Origin of the sequence: Devosia rhizoryzae, from assembly GCF_016698665.1 — a bacterium.
GTDB classification, from domain to species: domain Bacteria; phylum Pseudomonadota; class Alphaproteobacteria; order Rhizobiales; family Devosiaceae; genus Devosia; species Devosia rhizoryzae.
In genome coordinates this window covers 3,385,037-3,401,167 of record NZ_CP068046.1, presented here as the reverse complement: position 1 = coordinate 3,401,167, position 16,131 = coordinate 3,385,037, and the positions used below count along the sequence as shown (strand labels likewise).

The window sequence follows — 16,131 nt, the reverse complement described above, 5'->3', positions numbered from 1 at the left end:
GGGCAAAGAACCGGCTAGCCTGCCGCCCGCCGCAACAAGCCGGCCCCCCGGCCAATCGCGCTGCTCTTGGGCTGATCAACAGCAACGGGGCGCATCTGCACCGCCCCATTGCTCTCGTCTGCACCAATATTGGGGCGATCATTGCTTAGATTGCGTAAACTATCCTGGAGCGCCGCAGTGATTTTTTGCAGTTCCACCGCTTCACCAAGCCCGATGCGTGCCTGCGCCCGGCCCTTGTCGGCAATGACGCGGATTTCCTTGGCCGAGCGATTGGTGGCCTGCGCCAGCTGCCGCACTTCATCGGCAACCACGGCAAAGCCCGCGCCCTTTTCGCCCGCCCGCGCCGCTTCAACGGCCGCATTCAGCGCCAGAAGATTGGTGCGGAACGACACGTCCTCGATGCTGGCCGTCATGGTGTCGATTTCCTGCGTCATCCGCGCAATCTCGCTCACCAGCGCCCGCGTGCGCCCTGCTGCACTATCGGCTTGCACTGCCATGGCCCGCGCATCGGCGGCCCGTTGGTCGGCTGCAGCAAGCGCGCTTTCCAGCGCCGCCATCCGCTCCACCCCCGCCGCCAAGGCCTGCCTGCCGGTTTCGCCCTTGGCCTCGAGCTCGGCAGCCCGTGCCTCGAACTGGCGCAACAGGTCCTTGACCGCCCCGAGCTTGTCCTCGAGCCCGTCGCGAACCGCTTCTTCCTCGCGCTGCCGATCCTCGACCAGCGCCAGAAGATCGAGCACGTCCTTGGCTTCGTCGGCGAGCGGCAAATCGGCGTCGCCCAATGTCTCCACGCGCCCTGACAAGACGCCGCGCAACTGCATCAGCCCCTGGTCGAGCCGCTCCAGCCCCTCGTTGAAGGCGGCAAGCGCCGGCTTGTGCGCCACGCCTTCGAAGCGAAAGCTCAGCTGCCCCGTCGCCAGCGCGCCCAGCAGCGCATCGAATTCATCGTCTTCGAGGTAATTGCCCGCCGGCTTGAACTCGAGCACATAGCGCCCCGACGGCAGATTGCGGCGCAGCATGGAAAAGCGCCGCCCGCCCATCAGCACCATGCTCTCGGCCGGTGCACCGCCGCCGCTCTCGAGATAACCCTTGCCGAACAGACGATCCAGCGTCTCGCCTTCATGGAGGCCCGGCACCAGCCGCTCGGCACCCTGGCTTACCGCCAAAAGCGCGCCCTTTTCATCGACAACAACCGTCGCTGTCTCCATCGTGCCGAGCGCCGCACGAAAATGGCTGGCCCGCTCTAGCCGATCGCCCAGGCGACGGACGATGTGGGCCATGGTGAGCCGGTCGTCCGGACGGTCGCTCAGGCCCGCCGCCCGCGCCAAGGCTGCAAGATGCTGGGTTTCCTTACGATCCGCCAGCAAAGCCGCGCCGATCGTTCCGGCGGTGGCGAGCCCACAAATGCTGCCGACCGCAGCGAACCATCCCGGCCCCGGCCCCATTGCCAGCAACAGGCCGACACCCACGGCGCTGCCGAAAAGCCACATCCCGGACGCCTGGAGCGCGAGCCGGAGCCCCCCGCCAAGCGGGCGCGAATCGTGGAGTTTTGCGGCATTGTCCGACATAGCGAAAACCCTAGCCGGATTATGGTTAACCAAGAGTGTAGTTCGACCCGGCCAAGTAACACTTGGGCAAGTGTTGAAGCTAGAACAGCTCGATATCGTCCACCGGCGCCGGCACGACAACACGGCGGCGCGCAATTGCTTCTTCTTCACGCGCAAGATTGGCGTTCATGTCGCTATCGAGACGTTTAACAAAAGCGCGGCCGGAATGGGGCTTGAACAGCACCCTTCGGGCATAGGTACCGCCCAGGTCTTCACTGGTGACGGCATAGCCTTCAAGCGACAGAAACTGGCGCACGAATTCGATGTTCTTGGCGCCCACGTCGTCGAGCGCCGAGTTGATCTTGCCGCCACCAAAGATCTTGATCTCGAGATTGCCCTTCCTGCCGCTGCCCTGGCTCAAGACCTTGTTGATCAGCTGTTCCATGGCAAAGGCGCCATAGCGGGCAGACGCCCCATAGCGGTCCTTGGCAGAACCCGACTGCTCGGCCAGAAGGAAGTGGTTCATGCCGCCGATATTGGCGACACGGTCCCGCACGCAGGCCGAAATGCACGAGCCGAGCACGGTCGAAAAGGTGACATCGGGAGCGTTGGACACGTGGCAGTCGCCCTGGTGTACGGTCGTTACCACCCCGCGGTCGAATTCGGGTGGCAGGGAGTTAGTCAGGGCCATTGGTCGCGAATACCTGGTGCGAACGAATTACTTCGGATCGTAGCGGTAAACTCGTTAGCCAAACGCTAACCAAGACATACGAGGCACACGCAGCTGCCCTCCTTGGCAACAAGCGGTTTAGGAATAGAACGATAGGGTTGTCGGACTGGGGGCTAGGATCAACCGCAATGTCATTGCAAAAGCTTGCACGCGAACTGGACGAGACCGCGCGGCAAACCGCGTCCATGCTCGAAGGCATCACCGAAGCGCTGGAAATCCTTGCCGACAACAAGGTTGGCAAGGACCCCACCGTCCGCGAAGCCGTGCAGCTGATCATCACCGCCCTCCAGGGCCAGGACCGCATCGAGCAGCGCTGCCATAACATGGCTTTGGCCGTGCGCCAGTTCGCGCTCCTTCCGCCCACCGCACCCGACAGCGTCTATGACGAGATCTGGGCCAGCCTGACGCTCGACGAACTGCGCGTCCCCGCCCTCTCCGGCATCGCCGCCCACCAGATGCACGGCGAAGCCGAGCTGTTCTAGACGCGTCGCGCTAACGCGCTTCGGGCGCCACCACCGCCCTGATCACCGCATCCGGATCGACCGGCTCGGCCAATTGCTCGAACGTGCATTGCTCCGGCGCCTTGTCGGGCCGCCAGCGCAAGAGCCGCGTGCCATGGCGGAAGCGGTTGCCGGTGATCTGGTCGTAGGAGACTTCAACTACAAGCTCGGTCATGAGCGGCACCCATTCGCTGGACCGCTCCGTCGACCAGCGGCTCGGCCCGCCCGGCGCATCACCGGTAAATCCCGACCCACCCTTGAGCTTTTCTAGCTTTTTGGTCAGCGCCGGCTTTTCGCTGGCAGAAATGGCTGAGGTAAAGCCGACATGGTCGAGCTTGCCCTCCGCATTGAAAAACCCGAGCAAGAGCGAACCGACCTCATCGCTGCCGGTCCCGTAGCGAAAGCCGCCCACCACGCAATCGGCCGAGCGGATGCGCTTGACCTTGAGCATGGCACGCTCGCCGCTCTTATAGGGTCCATCCAACCGCTTGCAGATAATGCCATCGAGCTCTTGGCTCAGATGCTCGAACCAGCCCCGCGCTTCCTCCACGTCCCGGCCTACCGGCGACAGCCGCAGGCCGGCGACGTCGCTTAACTTACCCAAGAATGTCTCGAGCCGCTGCCGCCGCTCCTTGAGCGGCTTAGCGGTCAGGTCGGATTTCCCATCCACGAGGAGATCGAACACCACCAGCAGCGCCGGCGTTTCCTTTGACAATTTCCGGATCCGGCTCTCCGCCGGATGGAGACGCTGTTGCAGATCATCGAACGAGGCAACGCCATCCACCGTCACCAGCAATTCGCCATCCAGCACGAACCGTTTGGCCGGCAGTTTTTCGATCAGCGCCAGGACCTCGGGAAAATACCGCCCCAGATCCTTGCCCGACTTCGCAAACAGTGCCGTAGAAGCACCATCCTTGACCGCAATGCACCGAAACCCATCCCACTTCGGCTCAAACTGCCACCCCTCCCCGTCCGGCAGCTCGGTCACAAGCTTGGCTTCCATGGGCGCAATAAAATCAAGATCGGGCATCGGGCGGTCCTCCGATCATATAACGAAGGAAAGGCCCCGATGTTGCCCATCCACCAGCTGTCACCCCGGCCTTGAGCCGGGGCCCATCTTGAGATCTCAGGATGGATCCCCGCCTGCGCGGGGATGACACCGTGGTTGTAGCTAGATCGAAAACAAAAAGGGCGCCCAAGGCGCCCCTTCATCCATCCTCAGCTGGATAGCAACAAACCGCTAAGCGTCTGCCTTTGCACCCGACACCACGGCTTGGAGGTCGATCAGCCCCACCATGCGGCTCTCATGCGTCACGATGCCGTTGAGCAGCTCGGTGTCGATAGAATTGCCTTCCGGCACATTGTGGATGTCGTCGCGATTGACGGTCAGGATATCGCTCACCGCATCCACCAAAATCCCGACCCACTTGTCGCCCACGCTCATCACCACGACGACATGGTTCTTGGTCGGCGAGGTCTGGCCATCGCCAAAGCGGGCGCGCAGGTCGAAGATCGGCACGATCGTGCCGCGCAGGTTGATGACCCCGCGCACATATTCGCGCGTATTGGGCAGCGGCGTCGCCCCGTTCCAGGCGCGGATTTCGCGCACCGTGGTGATCTCGACACCATAGGTCTGTTCGCCGATGGAAAAGGCGATCAGTTGCAGGCTGTTCTGCCCGGCGGCTGCGGCACGATCACCCAGATCGTCCCGAAGGCTCAACGCTTCCATTGTTTTAGCCCCTTCACGCCCTTCTGGGCGCCTCACTCAACTCGATACACACTCTAGCGTCCAAATGACGCCAATCTCTTAAGCCGCGTTCTGGTGCAGATGCGTCGTGCGCAGCCCCTGCACGTCGACGATCAGCGCCACATTGCCATCGCCCAGGATCGTGCCGCCGGCGATGCCTTCGACGCGCTCGAAATTTTCCTCGAGCGATTTGATCACCACCTGTTGCTGGCCGATGATGTCGTCGACCACGAGCGCCACCTTCTGGCTGCCCTCGCTCTCGCACAGCACCACGAACTGGTCCGCGGTGCCGGTCGGCTTGGCCAGCCCGAAGCGTTTGCCGAGGTCGATCACCTGCACATATTCGCCCCGCACCTGCAGCACGCGGCCACCCGATGGCACGCGCTCGAAGCTGGCGCGCGAGCACTGCATGGTTTCAACGATCGAAGAAAGCGGCACGACATATGGCGACTCCCCGACCTTGACCAGCATGACATCAAGCACCGCCAGCGTCAGCGGCAGGCGCAAGGTCATCCGGCAGCCCTTGCCGGTCCAAGAACGGACATGGACGGAACCGCCGATCTTCTTGATGTTGGAGAGGACCACGTCCATGCCGACGCCGCGGCCGGAAATATCGCTCACCGCTTCGGCAGTTGAAAAACCCGGCGCAAAGATCAGCTGGTCGATCTGCTCGTCGCTTGGCGTAAAGTCCGGCGCCACGATCCCCTTGTCGCGCGCAAGCTTGAGCACGCGCTCGCGATTGATCCCGGCGCCATCATCCTCAACGATAATGAGAATATTGCCGCCCGCCTGCTCCGCCGAAAGCCGGATCGTGCCGGTCTCCGACTTGCCGGCTGCGAGGCGCTTTTCCGGGCTTTCAATGCCATGGTCAGCCGAATTGCGGATCATATGCGTCAGCGGGTCGGACAGCTGCTCGATCACCGTCTTGTCGATTTCGGTATTCTCGCCGATCGTTTCGAGCTTGATCTTCTTGGACGTTTTCGTCGCCAGTTCGCGGACCAGGCGCGGCATGCGCGAAAACACCGATTTCACCGGTTGCGCGCGGATCGCCATGACCGAGTCCTGCAGCCCGCGCGTCGTCTGCGCTAGCACTTCGAGCCCGCGCACCAGTTCGGTGTAGCGCGCGCGCAGCGTCTCATCCATCTGCTGGGTCAGCATGGACTGGGTGATGACCAGTTCACCCACCATGTTGACCACGCGGTCGACCTTGTCGAGGTCGACGCGGATCGACTGCACGCCATTGCTGCGATGGCTTTCTTCGCCATCGCTATTGGCCGGCACCATCGCCTTGGGTGCCACCGCCACCGGCTTGGGCGCTGTAGCCGGCGTCGGCGCGATCGTTGCGGCAAGATCGGCAAAGCTTAGCGACGGCGCTTCCTCGAACCGGTCCTGCTTGCTCGCTGCGACCGGCTTTGGCTCCGGCGCAAAATCGAGCAGCGATGCAATCCCCGCCTCGGGCTCCGGCATCGCCATTTCGTCTTCGGTCAGCGCCAGGAGGCTGGAAAGGTCCGCCTCGCCGGCATCGGCCAGCAGATCCTCTTCCATCGCCTCGAGGTCAGCCGCCGGCACCGCACCCGCCTGGGTGATCGCGATATCGCAATCGCCATCGACGAATTCGAACACTTCGCGGATCTGCGCCTCGGTAAGGCTTGGCTCGCTGAGCGAGATTTCCCATGAGCAATAAACCGCAAACGGCTCGAAATCCGAAAGCGGCGGCACCTGCCCCATGCGCGCCTTGACCCGCATCGTGCCCAGGGCCGCGAGCTCGCGGAACAGCAGCAGCGGATCATTGGCGCGGGCGTAAAGTGCCCGATGCGGCGTGAAGCGGATTTCCCAGCTTCCCTCCGCCGGCGCCATCGGCGGCACGTCGAACACGTCCTCGACCGCAGCCTCGCCCTCGGCATGGCCCAGATTGACCATCACCGGGGTAAAATCGATATCGAAGTCTTCGAGTGGCTCGCCGCCCTCGTCATCCTCGCCGCTGTCCCCGCGCGCCAGCCCATCGAAGCGCGCCTTTTCCTCGGCGCCATAATCGGCGTCGAGGGCCTCGCCGGTCTGTGCCGCATTGACATGATCGGCGACAATGTCATTGGCGCGGATGCAAAGGCTCACCACCTCGTCGGTCAGTTCCACCCGCCCGTCGCGCACGTAATCGAGCAGCGTTTCATAGGCATGGGCGAAGCCCACAAGCGCGCTAAAGCCGAACGCCCCGGCGCCACCCTTGATCGAGTGAATGGCCCGGAACACGGCATTGAGCCGGTCGCTGTCGCGCTCACCCGCCTCGATCGCCGCGAATTCCTCCTCGAGCGCCGTCAGGAGCTCGGAGCATTCGTCGAAATAGGTGGCCTTGAAATCGTCGAGATCGCTCATGCGAACCGCCCAACCCTTCTGGGTTTGTTGCGCTTAGTGGACTACGCGATGGATGACGGAGATGAGTTTTTCGGGGTCGAAAGGCTTCACGATCCAGCCGGTGCCGCCCGCAGCCTTGCCCTGGTCGCGCTTGTCCTGCGAGGTCTCGGTGGTGAGGATCAGGATCGGCAGCGAATTGTGCTGGCCGGTGGCGCGCACTTTGCGGATGAACTCGATGCCATCCATCACCGGCATGTTGATGTCGGTGATCACCACGTCCACGGTCTCGGTCTTGAGCATGTCGAGCCCCTGCCTGCCGTCCTCGGCCTGCAGCACCTCGAACCCGGCATTGCTCAAAGTATGGTGCAGCATGGCCAGAATGGTGCGGCTGTCATCAACCGTCAGTACGCGCAAGGTCATTGTCTCATCATCCCTGAAAACTGGGCGCCCAAGCCCAGCCGCTCGATCGCGGCAGTCATCGCCGCGCTCGGCGCTTCAATAGTAAAATCGAACTGGTGTCGCCGCGCGGTCTCGGCCGCACTGACAAGAAGCATGAGCGCATTGGTCGATACCCGCTCGACGACGCCGCCGGCCACGCTCACCGATCCCTCTTCGAGGGCGTCGATCAGCGTGTCGCGAATTCCATCGATGGCATCGAGGTCGATGACCGCCGGCAAGGCGATCTTCCTCAGGCTCTGCTTGGCCATGATTATGGCTTTTCCCCCGGAGCATTCTCCGAAAGTCATATTCGTGAGGAACGGTTTAGAAATCGCTAAGTCTGATCCGTCCTGCTCCGCCGCGCGTAAATCTGCTAAACGCTTGCCGCAGCCAGCCGCGCGGTTTATCGCAACCCGACCACAAGATCGGAACCGCCATGCCCGCCAAAATCGCCCTGACCGGCATCGCCCGCGACCTCGCCGCCCGTGCCGCAGAGGGCAAAACCATCCGCGTCGGGGTCATCGGCTCGGGCGAAATGGGCACAGATCTCGTCACCCAGATGTCGTTGATGGCCGGCATCGAAATGGCCGCCATTGCCACCCGCCGCCCGCACACTGCGCTCGACGCCATGACTATCGCTTATGGTGACGACAGCAAGGGCAGGACCGCCGACAGCCCCGCCGCCGCGACCGCTGCCATCGAAGCGGGCAAGATCGCCATCACCTCCGCCGAAACCCTTGTTACCACGCCCAATATCGATGTTGTCATCGACGCTACCGGCAAGCCTGGCGTCGCCGCCGATTACGACCTCATGGCCATGGAACACGGCAAGCATCTGGTGATGATGAATGTCGAAGCCGACGTCACCATCGGACCCTACCTCAAGGCCCAGGCCGATCGCCTCGGCGTCGTTTATTCCGTCGGCGCCGGCGATGAACCGAGCTCCTGCATGGAGCTGATCGAATTCGTCTCCGCCCTCGGCCTCGACATCGTCGCCGCCGGCAAGGGCAAGAACAATCCGCTCAAACATTCCGCCGTCCCCGACGACTACCGGGAAGAAGCCACCCGCCGCAACATGAACCCGCGCATGCTGGTCGAGTTCGTCGATGGCTCCAAGACCGCCGTCGAAATGACCGCCATCGCCAATGCCACCGGCCTCATGCCCGACATCCCCGGCATGCACGGCCCCGCCACCAATCGCGACGACATGGCCAAGGTGCTGATCCCCAAATCCGATGGCGGCATTCTCAACGGCTCCGGCGTCGTCGATTTCACAATCGGCAAGGGCGTCGCCCCGGGCGTCTTCGTCATCGTCAAGGCCGAGCATCCGCGCATCATCGAGCGCATGGACGATCTTCATATCGGCCACGGTCCCTACTACGCCTTCTTCCGCCCCTACCACCTTACGAGCCTCGAAGTCCCGCTGACCGCCGCGCGCATCATGATGTATGGCAAGCCCGACATGGTCCCGCTGCCCCGCCCCGTTGCCGAAGTCTGCGCCGTCGCCAAGCGCGACCTCAAGCCCGGCGACAGCCTCGACGCGATCGGTGAAACCTCCTACCGCTCCTACGCCATGCGCGCCGACGAAGCCCGCGCCCAGGGCGCATTGCCCGTCGGCCTCCTCGAAGGCGGGGTCGTCACGGCCCCGATCAAGATCGGCGAGCTCCTCACCCGCGCCAACGCCCAGCCCGACACCTTTACCCGTCTCTACGCCCTGCGCCAGGAGCAGGACCGCATGCTGGGCTATCTCTGAGGCGCATGGTGGCGCCACATACTGGATGCCCACCTTCCCCCTCAGAGGGGAAGGCAAGCAGAGCTTAGGTGCGCAGCACCTTAGCGTCGCTCGGAAGGGGGTGCCTTCGACGCGAGCGCTGCAAACACGGTATTGTAGACACCTTCCGGATTGCGCATCACGTCATCATTGGTGAACCGCAGAACCTGATAACCGTAGGCACGCAGCACGCCGTCTCTGTCTTTGTCCCGCATCGGACCGGTGCCGACAAAATGCGTGTCCCCATCGATCTCGACAACCAGCTTCGCCTGGTGGCTGGCAAAGTCCACAACATAGCCGCCCATCCGCACCTGCTTGCGGAAATGCCACTGTGTTCGGATCGGCTGGATCAGTGCCCAGAACTTCAGCTCCGGCGCTGTCGGATTCTTTCGCAAACGCTGTGCGATGTTGACCATCCTGATCACCCCCTCCCTAGCTACGCTAAGGCCTGCGGCCAAGCTGCGCTACCCTCCCCTCTGAGGGGGAGGGTAAAGGGGAGCCGCATACTTGGTGCCACCTTCCCCCTCAGAGGGGAAGGCAAGCAGAGCTTAGGTGCGCAGCGCCTTAGCGACGCTCGGAAGGGGGTGTCTGGGATGTCGAAGCATCCGCCAGCCCTCACCCCCTGATCGCAATCTTGCCCTTGCGGCCCGGCTCGCCACTCGCGCGCGCTGCCTCCGCTACCTCTTCGATCGGAAAAGCCTTTTCGACTTCCAGCACCAGCTTCCCCGCCGCCGCATCGCGCACCAATTCGCCGAGCAATTCGCCGATCCGCTCAGGCTTGATCGGCGGCTTGGCACCCCAGAACCCCTTGACGGTGATGCCGCGGAACAAGAGCTCCCCCGCCGCGATCTTGAGCGGCCGCTGCGTCATCGCGCCAAAGCTGATCAGCACTGCGCCATCCGAGGCGACGCTCAGCACCTGCGCAGCGCCATCGCCACCAAGCGAATCCACGGCCCGCACGACCGGCGCGCTACCCGTCAGCGCCTTTGCCTTCTCGACCCAGCCGTCTTCATCGGTCGCCACTACAGCGTCGATGCCGAGCGCCCGCATCTCCTCGACTGCCGCCGACCGGCGCACAAGGCCAAGCACATTGATGCCCCGCTCCTTGCCATATTGCGCAACGAGCTTGCCCACGGCGCCGTTGGCGGCATTCTGGACGATCCATTCGCCCGGCTGAACATCAAGCGATTCCAGCAGCATCTTGGCACTGAGCGGCATCGATACCAGCCGGCACGCCGTCTCGTCGCTGACCCCTTCGGGCACTGGCACCAGCCGCGTCGCATCGGCGAGGTAAAATTCCGCCCAGGTGCTGCTCGCGCCACCCGCCACCCGCTGCCCGGTTTGGAGGTTCGAAACGCCTTCGCCCAGCGCCTCGACCACGCCGACAGCCTCGGTGCCCGGCACATAGGGGAGCTCGGGTTTGAACCCATACTGGCCGGCAATGGTCATGAGATCGTGGTTGTGCACCGGCGACAGCAGCATGCGGACGAGCACCTGCCCCTTGCCCGGTTCCGGCCGCGGCGCCTCCTCGCTGCGCAACACTTTTTCGGGCGAACCGAACTCGGAATGGATGGCGCGCTTCATGACACTGGCTCCTGTTATTAGGTGCCTGACATAGAGGCGGGGGCCGAAGGTTCAACCCCACTGCGGCGATCAGCGCTTGTCGATCTCTTCGGCCAGCGGCAACGGATAGCGCACTTTGGGCGGCAGGCGATGAAGCACCATGCCAAGAGCTACCAGCACCAGACACGCCACCAGCAGCACGCCAAAGAGCCGCCCGGCATCCACCGGTCCGGTGAGGATCAACAGCGGCACGGCAAGGGCCGGCGGATGCGTCACCCGCAGCACCAGCATGGCCAGCATTGCGACACCCACCGCCATGGCAGCCAGCCACCACGGCTCTGGCACCACCTGCATTGCCGCCACGGCGATCAACGTGCTGATCAGGTAACCGGCAAAGATATTGATCGGCTGCGCCCCAGCCGAATTGGGCTGACCGAAGATCAGCAAGGCCGTTGGCCCGAGCGGCGCCAGCAGCAGGGGAATGCCCGTCAACGCTCCGAGACCGCCAATCAGCGACACGCTCAATGTCGCTGCGGCTGCCGATTTGGCATGCACGCGCCAGTCGTGACGCGGCTCGTGGCGGGCGATGAATCGATGAACCAGGGGATGCATGGGGCCCGTTATAAGCTCGGCTCCGGGTTTTGAAAGCTGCATCCTTGCTTAGCCGTAACTTGTCTCACCGCCGGCACATCGCTAATGCTGACAACTCAAATCAGGATTGACTGCATGACCGAGACCCTCGACCCCCGCGCCCCGCAACGCGTCCGCCACGAAACCCGCCTGCGCCTCCTTACCGTCGAAACGGTCACCGATATCACCCCGCTGATGCGCCGCATTCATTTGACCGGCGACATGACAGGCTTTGTGTCCCCAGCCCATGCCGATCACATCAAGGCGTTCTTTTTCCCCGAGGGTGTCGAGCCGCTGCTGCCGCCCATTGGGCCAAACGGCGCCGAGTTCCCGCCCGGTACGCGGCCGGAGATGCGCGACTATACCCCGCGCTACTGGAGCGTCGCCGAAGGCTGGATCGAGCTCGATTTCGTGCTTCACGGCGATGGCCCTGCCTCGACCTGGGCCGCGGAGGCTGCGCCCGGCAAGACGCTGGTCATCGGCGGGCCGCGCGGCTCCATGGTCGTGCCCATGACCTTTGACTGGTACCTTTTGGCCGGCGACGAAACCGCCCTTCCCGCCATCGGCCGCCGTATCGAAGAACTAGGCGCCGGCGCAAAAATCCTCGCCTTCATCGAAGTCGAAAACGCGGCCGAAGAGCAGCGCTTTCAAACCGCCGCTGACCTCAGCCTCACCTACCTCCACCGCAAACGCGCCCCCGCCGGCACCACGACGCTGATCCAGGACGCCATTGCCGCCGCCACTTTCCCGGCAGGCATCGCCTACGCCTATATCGCCGGCGAAGTCGCCATGTCCCGAGCCGTCCGCGCCGATCTCGAGGCGCGCGGCTTCAACCCCGAATACATCAAGGCCGCCGGTTACTGGAACCGCGGCATCGCCGACGCCAATGAGGATCATTAATCTCGCGCAATTGCACGGATTGACAGAGAAAGACTTTAACCGATCTGCTGCAGCTTACTCCTCCGTGAGGGAGGCGTAAGTGGAAATCATTGCGGTAAAGGCCATGCCCAGTTTCTTGTCGATGGAAGTCATCGCATTGATCTTGCTGGCTGCTGCGGCAGCTGTTGCAGCGTTCTACGGGCGAAGGCCACCCACAAAGGGCAAACCGTGGTCGCCGCGAACTGTGCAAGTCTCCGACCGACAAGAGAAAGGCTTTGAGAGAAAACATCGATCAGCGGCAAAGCCTAGGGACGCTGCTGATCAATTGCGTACCGTAATGCATGCGCCCTTCCAAAAGCAGAGGCTCATGTCGAAAGGTGAGTATGATGTGTTTCGCACCGTCGAGTCTCATCTTCGAAACTGCGGCCCGGGTTTTCGACTGATGGCACAACCCAGCATGGGCGAGTTCCTGCACTCCACGGATGCAGAAGCCTACAGGTCCGTGAACTCTAAGCGGGTCGATATGCTGGTCATCGACACCCATGGTTTCCCGGTCGTCGCAATCGAGCATCAAGGGCCTGGTCATCACCAGGGCGACGCTGCCGCGCGGGACGCGGTAAAGCGCGAAGCTCTGCGCCGGGCCGGCGTCGAGTTCTTGGAGATCTTCGATTATCATCAAGCCGCAGAAATCTGCCGCTTGGTGAGCGACAGCATTCAGCGCAACAAGCCGCCAACCTCACCTGGCATGATCTCGCCTTTTGAACGGTCTCCTAACTAGGCTGCCCACCCACGAACTGCACCGCCCTGGCGCCGCGCTCGATCCCTGCTGCCAGGCACCGCTCATGCGCCTCGCCCCGCATCAGCGCCGCCATGAACCCTGCCGCAAAAGCATCGCCAGCCCCGGTCGTGTCCACCACCTGCACCACCGGCGCCGGCTGGCTGACCGCGATGCCGTCCCTACCCCCCAGGGCCGCGCCGAAGCGGCCGCGCTTGATCACCACATGGCCGAACTGCTGACCGAGCAGCTCAATCTGCCTCTCGAACTCAGCCTCGCCGGTCAGCATCTCGGCTTCGCTTTCATTGGCAAAGAGCCAGTCCGCGGTCCCGACCCAGTCGCGGAAATGCCTCGGCCCGACTTCGGCCAAGAACCCGATCGAGGCCGGATCGATCGCAATCGCCACCCCGCGCTCGCGCGCCGACGCCAAGAGGCCCTGCACGGCCTTGCGCGGCCCAGGCGCGAAAAAACTGTAGCCGGACACCATCACCATGCCGACGCCATCGAGAAGCGTGGGCGGCAGGTCGTCGGCGCAAAGATTGAGGTTCGCGCCCCGGTCAGTAAGAAAGCTGCGCTCGCCGCTCGGATCAAGGATCGTGACCAGCACCCCGGAAGGCAGCTCGCGGTCCCCCGCCAGCGCCGGCACGACGCCGAGCCCGCGGAAATAGTTCTCGTACATCGCCCGCTCGTCGGCCCCGACGCGCGCTGCAAACATCACGTCCGCACCCGCCGCGCCGAGCCACACCGCCTGGTTGGCGCCCGACCCACCCGGCCGGTTGCGGATCGAAGCGGCCCGGTCCGACCCCATCACCATCGGCCCATCGGGCTTGACGATGATGTCGGTCATGACGTCGCCGACGACAAGGATGCGCCGGCTCATGCCCGGGGGATGCCTGCCAACGCCACGGCGATATCGGCCGCCACCCGCGCATTGTTTTTGACCAGCGCGATATTGCTCACCAGCGACTTGCCGCCGGTCAGCTCGAAAATGCGCTTGAGCAGGAATGGCGTCATCGCTTTGCCTTTGACGCCCTGGCTGTCAGCATCACTCAGCGCTTGGGTGATAAAGCCCTCGATCGCAGATGCCGCCCAGGCATCCGTTTCGGGAATGGGATTTGCGATCAAGACGCCACCCATGCCCAGATTGTTCTGGATCGCCAGCATCCGCGCCACGCCGGCTGCATCGTCGAACCGCTGATCGACCCCAAACCCGCTCTCACGCGCCCAGAAGGCCGGGAAATGGTCGGTGCCAAAGCCCAAGACCGGCACGCCATTGGTTTCCAGCACTTCCAATGTCTTGGCGATATCGAGGATCGACTTGGCCCCCGCGCAAACCACCGCCACCGGCGTGCGCCCCAGCTCCTCGAGGTCGGCCGAAATATCGAAACTATCTTCGGCCCCGCGATGCACGCCGCCGATGCCGCCGGTGGCAAAAACCTTGATCCCTGCTAGCGCTGCGATCTGCATCGTCGTCGCCACGGTCGTGCCGGCCATCACCCCATTGGCCAGAAGCGCCGCCATGTCCCGCCGGCTCGCCTTGGCCGCCTTGTGCCCCTCGCGCGCCAGCCGCTCCAGGTCCTCGCCCGAAACGCCCACCTTGAGCTTGCCGTCCATGATCGCGATCGTCGCTGGCACCGCGCCCTGAGCCCGGATCACCTCTTCCACGTCGCGCGCCATTTCGAGGTTCTGCGGAAAGGGCATGCCATGGGTGATGATGGTCGATTCCAGCGCCACCACCGCCTTGCCGGAAGCAAGCGCCGCCTCGACTTCGTTGCTCACTGAAAGATAGGCCTTGCCGCTCATGCTATACGCTCCGAAAACTCTCTGACCGAGGCCGTCGAGCGGCCCGCTTTGCCCCGCTTGTGCGCTAGGGCAAAAACCCGGTCAACCCTCATAAAACTAAGAGTCCAAGCCTTGCCGCTCCTCGCCTTTATGAGTACCGTGCGGCCATCGATACGGGAAAGGGCACTTCGCTGACCAGGTCCATTGTTGATGGTGCGCCGAGCGCGCCACGATATGCGCCCAAATCTGGGCTGATCCTTGCGACTGCCCCGCGCGCCTTTCCGCGCCCCTGAAATTCACCTCCCCATACGGTCCACATCAGGAGACTTGGCCCTCATGACAAAGTCGCTCGCCATCGCCCTTGGCGCCCTTCTCGCCGCCGCCCCGGCCTTTGCCCAGGAAGAGCCGGTCCTTAACGTCTACAACTGGTCCGACTACATCGCAGAAGACACCATCGCCAACTTCACGGCGGAAACCGGCATCCAGGTCAATTACGACGTCTACGACAACAACGAGATCGTCGACGCCAAGCTCCTCGCCGGCAATTCCGGCTACGACATCGTCGTCCCTTCCGGCAATTTCCTCGCCCGCCAGATCATGGCCGGCCTGATCCTGCCGCTCGACAAGAGCCAGCTGACAAACCTTGGCAATCTCGATCCCGTCGCCATGGAGACCGTCGCCGAGCTCGATCCCGACAACGCCCATGGCATTCCCTATATGCTCAACACCATCGGCCTCGGCTACAACACCGCCAAGGTCGCCGAAGCCCTGGGCACCGATACCCCGCCCACCAGCTGGGACCTGCTTTTCGATCCGGAAACCGTGGGCAAGCTCGCCTCCTGCGGCGTCGCCGTCATGGATAGCCCCTCCGAAGTCGTCGGCGCTGCGCTCCACTATCTCGGTCTCGATCCGAATTCGGAAAGCGAAGAAGATCTCGCCAAGGCCGAGGAACTGCTCAATTCCATCAAGCCGTCGGTGCGTTACTTCCACTCCTCGCAATATATCGATGACCTCGGCAATGGCGAAATCTGCCTCGCTATGGGCTATTCGGGCGACATGTTCATCGCCGCCGATGCGGCTGCCGAAGGCACCGAGATCAGCTACCTGATCCCCTCTGAGGGCGCGCCGACCCTTTACGACGTCCTCGCCATCCCGGCCGATGCGCCGCATCCGCAGAACGCCCACAAGTTCATCGACTATATCCTGCGTCCCGAAGTCGTGGCCGAGATCACCAACACCGTGTTCTATGCCAACCCGAACCCGGCTTCGCTCGAATTCGTCGATGAAGAGGTCAAGTCCAACCCTTCCATCTATCCATCGGCCGAAACGCTGGCCGCCGGCTTCACCATGCGGGCGCACACACCTGAATTCGAAGAGCTCTTGACCCGCACCTGGACCCGCATCAAAACGGGCCAGTAATTGT

The 16,131-nt window shown here is 63.2% G+C and carries 17 protein-coding genes; 5 read left to right on the top strand and 12 right to left on the bottom strand.

The window, feature by feature from the left end; translation table 11 throughout:
• Positions 1–14: 14 nt before the first annotated feature.
• Together JI748_RS16690 and JI748_RS16685 are read right to left on the bottom strand one after the other, a co-directional pair.
• The gene (locus JI748_RS16690; RefSeq protein ID WP_201633314.1) at positions 15–1,565 is read right to left on the bottom strand and encodes a methyl-accepting chemotaxis protein; all 1,551 of its coding nucleotides are present in this window, start codon (positions 1,563–1,565) and stop codon (positions 15–17) included.
• Between the two features lie 79 nt (positions 1,566–1,644).
• On the bottom strand, positions 1,645–2,235 hold the full coding sequence (locus JI748_RS16685; RefSeq protein WP_201633311.1) for a chemotaxis protein CheD: 591 nt from the start codon (positions 2,233–2,235) through the stop codon (positions 1,645–1,647).
• A 167-nt stretch (positions 2,236–2,402) separates the two neighbouring features.
• Between JI748_RS16685 and JI748_RS16680 the strand changes: the two genes are divergently transcribed.
• Positions 2,403–2,756, top strand: a complete 354-nt coding sequence (locus JI748_RS16680; RefSeq protein WP_164532662.1) for a hypothetical protein — start codon at positions 2,403–2,405, stop codon at positions 2,754–2,756.
• Between the two features lie 10 nt (positions 2,757–2,766).
• Here JI748_RS16680 and JI748_RS16675 read toward each other — a convergent pair whose 3' ends face one another.
• The 5 genes from JI748_RS16675 to JI748_RS16655 all read right to left on the bottom strand — a co-directional run bounded on the left by JI748_RS16675 (position 2,767) and on the right by JI748_RS16655 (position 7,577).
• Entirely contained in the window at positions 2,767–3,804 is a 1,038-nt protein-coding gene (locus tag JI748_RS16675) for an ATP-dependent DNA ligase (protein WP_201633308.1), read from the bottom strand.
• Positions 3,805–4,014: 210 nt separating this feature from the next.
• Positions 4,015–4,503 carry a chemotaxis protein CheW gene (locus JI748_RS16670; RefSeq protein ID WP_164532664.1) on the bottom strand — a complete coding sequence of 163 codons (489 nt, stop codon included), beginning with the start codon at positions 4,501–4,503 and terminating at the stop codon, positions 4,015–4,017.
• A 78-nt stretch (positions 4,504–4,581) separates the two neighbouring features.
• Entirely contained in the window at positions 4,582–6,891 is a 2,310-nt protein-coding gene (locus JI748_RS16665; protein WP_201633306.1) for a chemotaxis protein CheA, read from the bottom strand.
• 33 nt (positions 6,892–6,924) lie between these two features.
• Positions 6,925–7,290: a response regulator gene (locus JI748_RS16660; RefSeq protein WP_201633303.1), complete on the bottom strand. Its 366-nt coding sequence runs from the start codon at positions 7,288–7,290 to the stop codon at positions 6,925–6,927.
• Complete coding sequence (locus JI748_RS16655) at positions 7,287–7,577, bottom strand: STAS domain-containing protein (protein ID WP_201633300.1); 291 nt, start codon at positions 7,575–7,577, stop codon at positions 7,287–7,289. Before JI748_RS16655 ends, JI748_RS16660 begins: the two co-directional genes overlap by 4 nt.
• 167 nt (positions 7,578–7,744) lie before the next feature.
• Here JI748_RS16655 and JI748_RS16650 point away from each other — a divergent pair, with 167 nt between their 5' ends.
• Positions 7,745–9,061 (top strand): NAD(P)H-dependent oxidoreductase, encoded by a 1,317-nt coding sequence (locus JI748_RS16650; protein ID WP_201633297.1) that lies wholly within the window; start codon positions 7,745–7,747, stop codon positions 9,059–9,061.
• 80 nt (positions 9,062–9,141) lie between these two features.
• Here JI748_RS16650 and JI748_RS16645 read toward each other — a convergent pair whose 3' ends face one another.
• The 3 genes from JI748_RS16645 to JI748_RS16635 form a co-directional block, all read right to left on the bottom strand.
• Positions 9,142–9,495 (bottom strand): endonuclease domain-containing protein, encoded by a 354-nt coding sequence (locus JI748_RS16645; protein WP_201633294.1) that lies wholly within the window; start codon positions 9,493–9,495, stop codon positions 9,142–9,144.
• 199 nt (positions 9,496–9,694) lie between these two features.
• Positions 9,695–10,663, bottom strand: a complete 969-nt coding sequence (locus JI748_RS16640; protein WP_201633291.1) for a zinc-binding dehydrogenase — start codon at positions 10,661–10,663, stop codon at positions 9,695–9,697.
• Positions 10,664–10,732: 69 nt separating this feature from the next.
• The gene (locus JI748_RS16635; protein WP_201633288.1) at positions 10,733–11,254 is read right to left on the bottom strand and encodes an HPP family protein; all 522 of its coding nucleotides are present in this window, start codon (positions 11,252–11,254) and stop codon (positions 10,733–10,735) included.
• 114 nt (positions 11,255–11,368) lie between these two features.
• Here JI748_RS16635 and JI748_RS16630 point away from each other — a divergent pair, with 114 nt between their 5' ends.
• Positions 11,369–12,172 carry a siderophore-interacting protein gene (locus JI748_RS16630; RefSeq protein WP_201633286.1) on the top strand — a complete coding sequence of 268 codons (804 nt, stop codon included), beginning with the start codon at positions 11,369–11,371 and terminating at the stop codon, positions 12,170–12,172.
• A 79-nt stretch (positions 12,173–12,251) separates the two neighbouring features.
• Positions 12,252–12,929, top strand: coding sequence for a DUF2726 domain-containing protein (locus tag JI748_RS16625; protein WP_201633283.1), 678 nt, complete (start codon positions 12,252–12,254; stop codon positions 12,927–12,929).
• On the opposite strand, the gene JI748_RS16620 is transcribed toward JI748_RS16625, so the two are convergent.
• Together JI748_RS16620 and JI748_RS16615 are read right to left on the bottom strand one after the other, a co-directional pair.
• Positions 12,922–13,806 carry a carbohydrate kinase family protein gene (locus JI748_RS16620; RefSeq protein WP_201633280.1) on the bottom strand — a complete coding sequence of 295 codons (885 nt, stop codon included), beginning with the start codon at positions 13,804–13,806 and terminating at the stop codon, positions 12,922–12,924. The genes JI748_RS16625 and JI748_RS16620 overlap by 8 nt on opposite strands.
• On the bottom strand, positions 13,803–14,729 hold the full coding sequence (locus JI748_RS16615) for a pseudouridine-5'-phosphate glycosidase (RefSeq protein WP_201633278.1): 927 nt from the start codon (positions 14,727–14,729) through the stop codon (positions 13,803–13,805). The genes JI748_RS16620 and JI748_RS16615 overlap by 4 nt, the downstream gene beginning before the upstream one ends.
• Before the next feature lie 315 nt (positions 14,730–15,044).
• On the opposite strand from JI748_RS16615, the gene JI748_RS16610 reads away from it, so the two are divergent.
• Entirely contained in the window at positions 15,045–16,127 is a 1,083-nt protein-coding gene (locus JI748_RS16610; protein WP_201633275.1) for a polyamine ABC transporter substrate-binding protein, read from the top strand.
• The last annotated feature ends 4 nt before the right edge of the window (positions 16,128–16,131 follow it).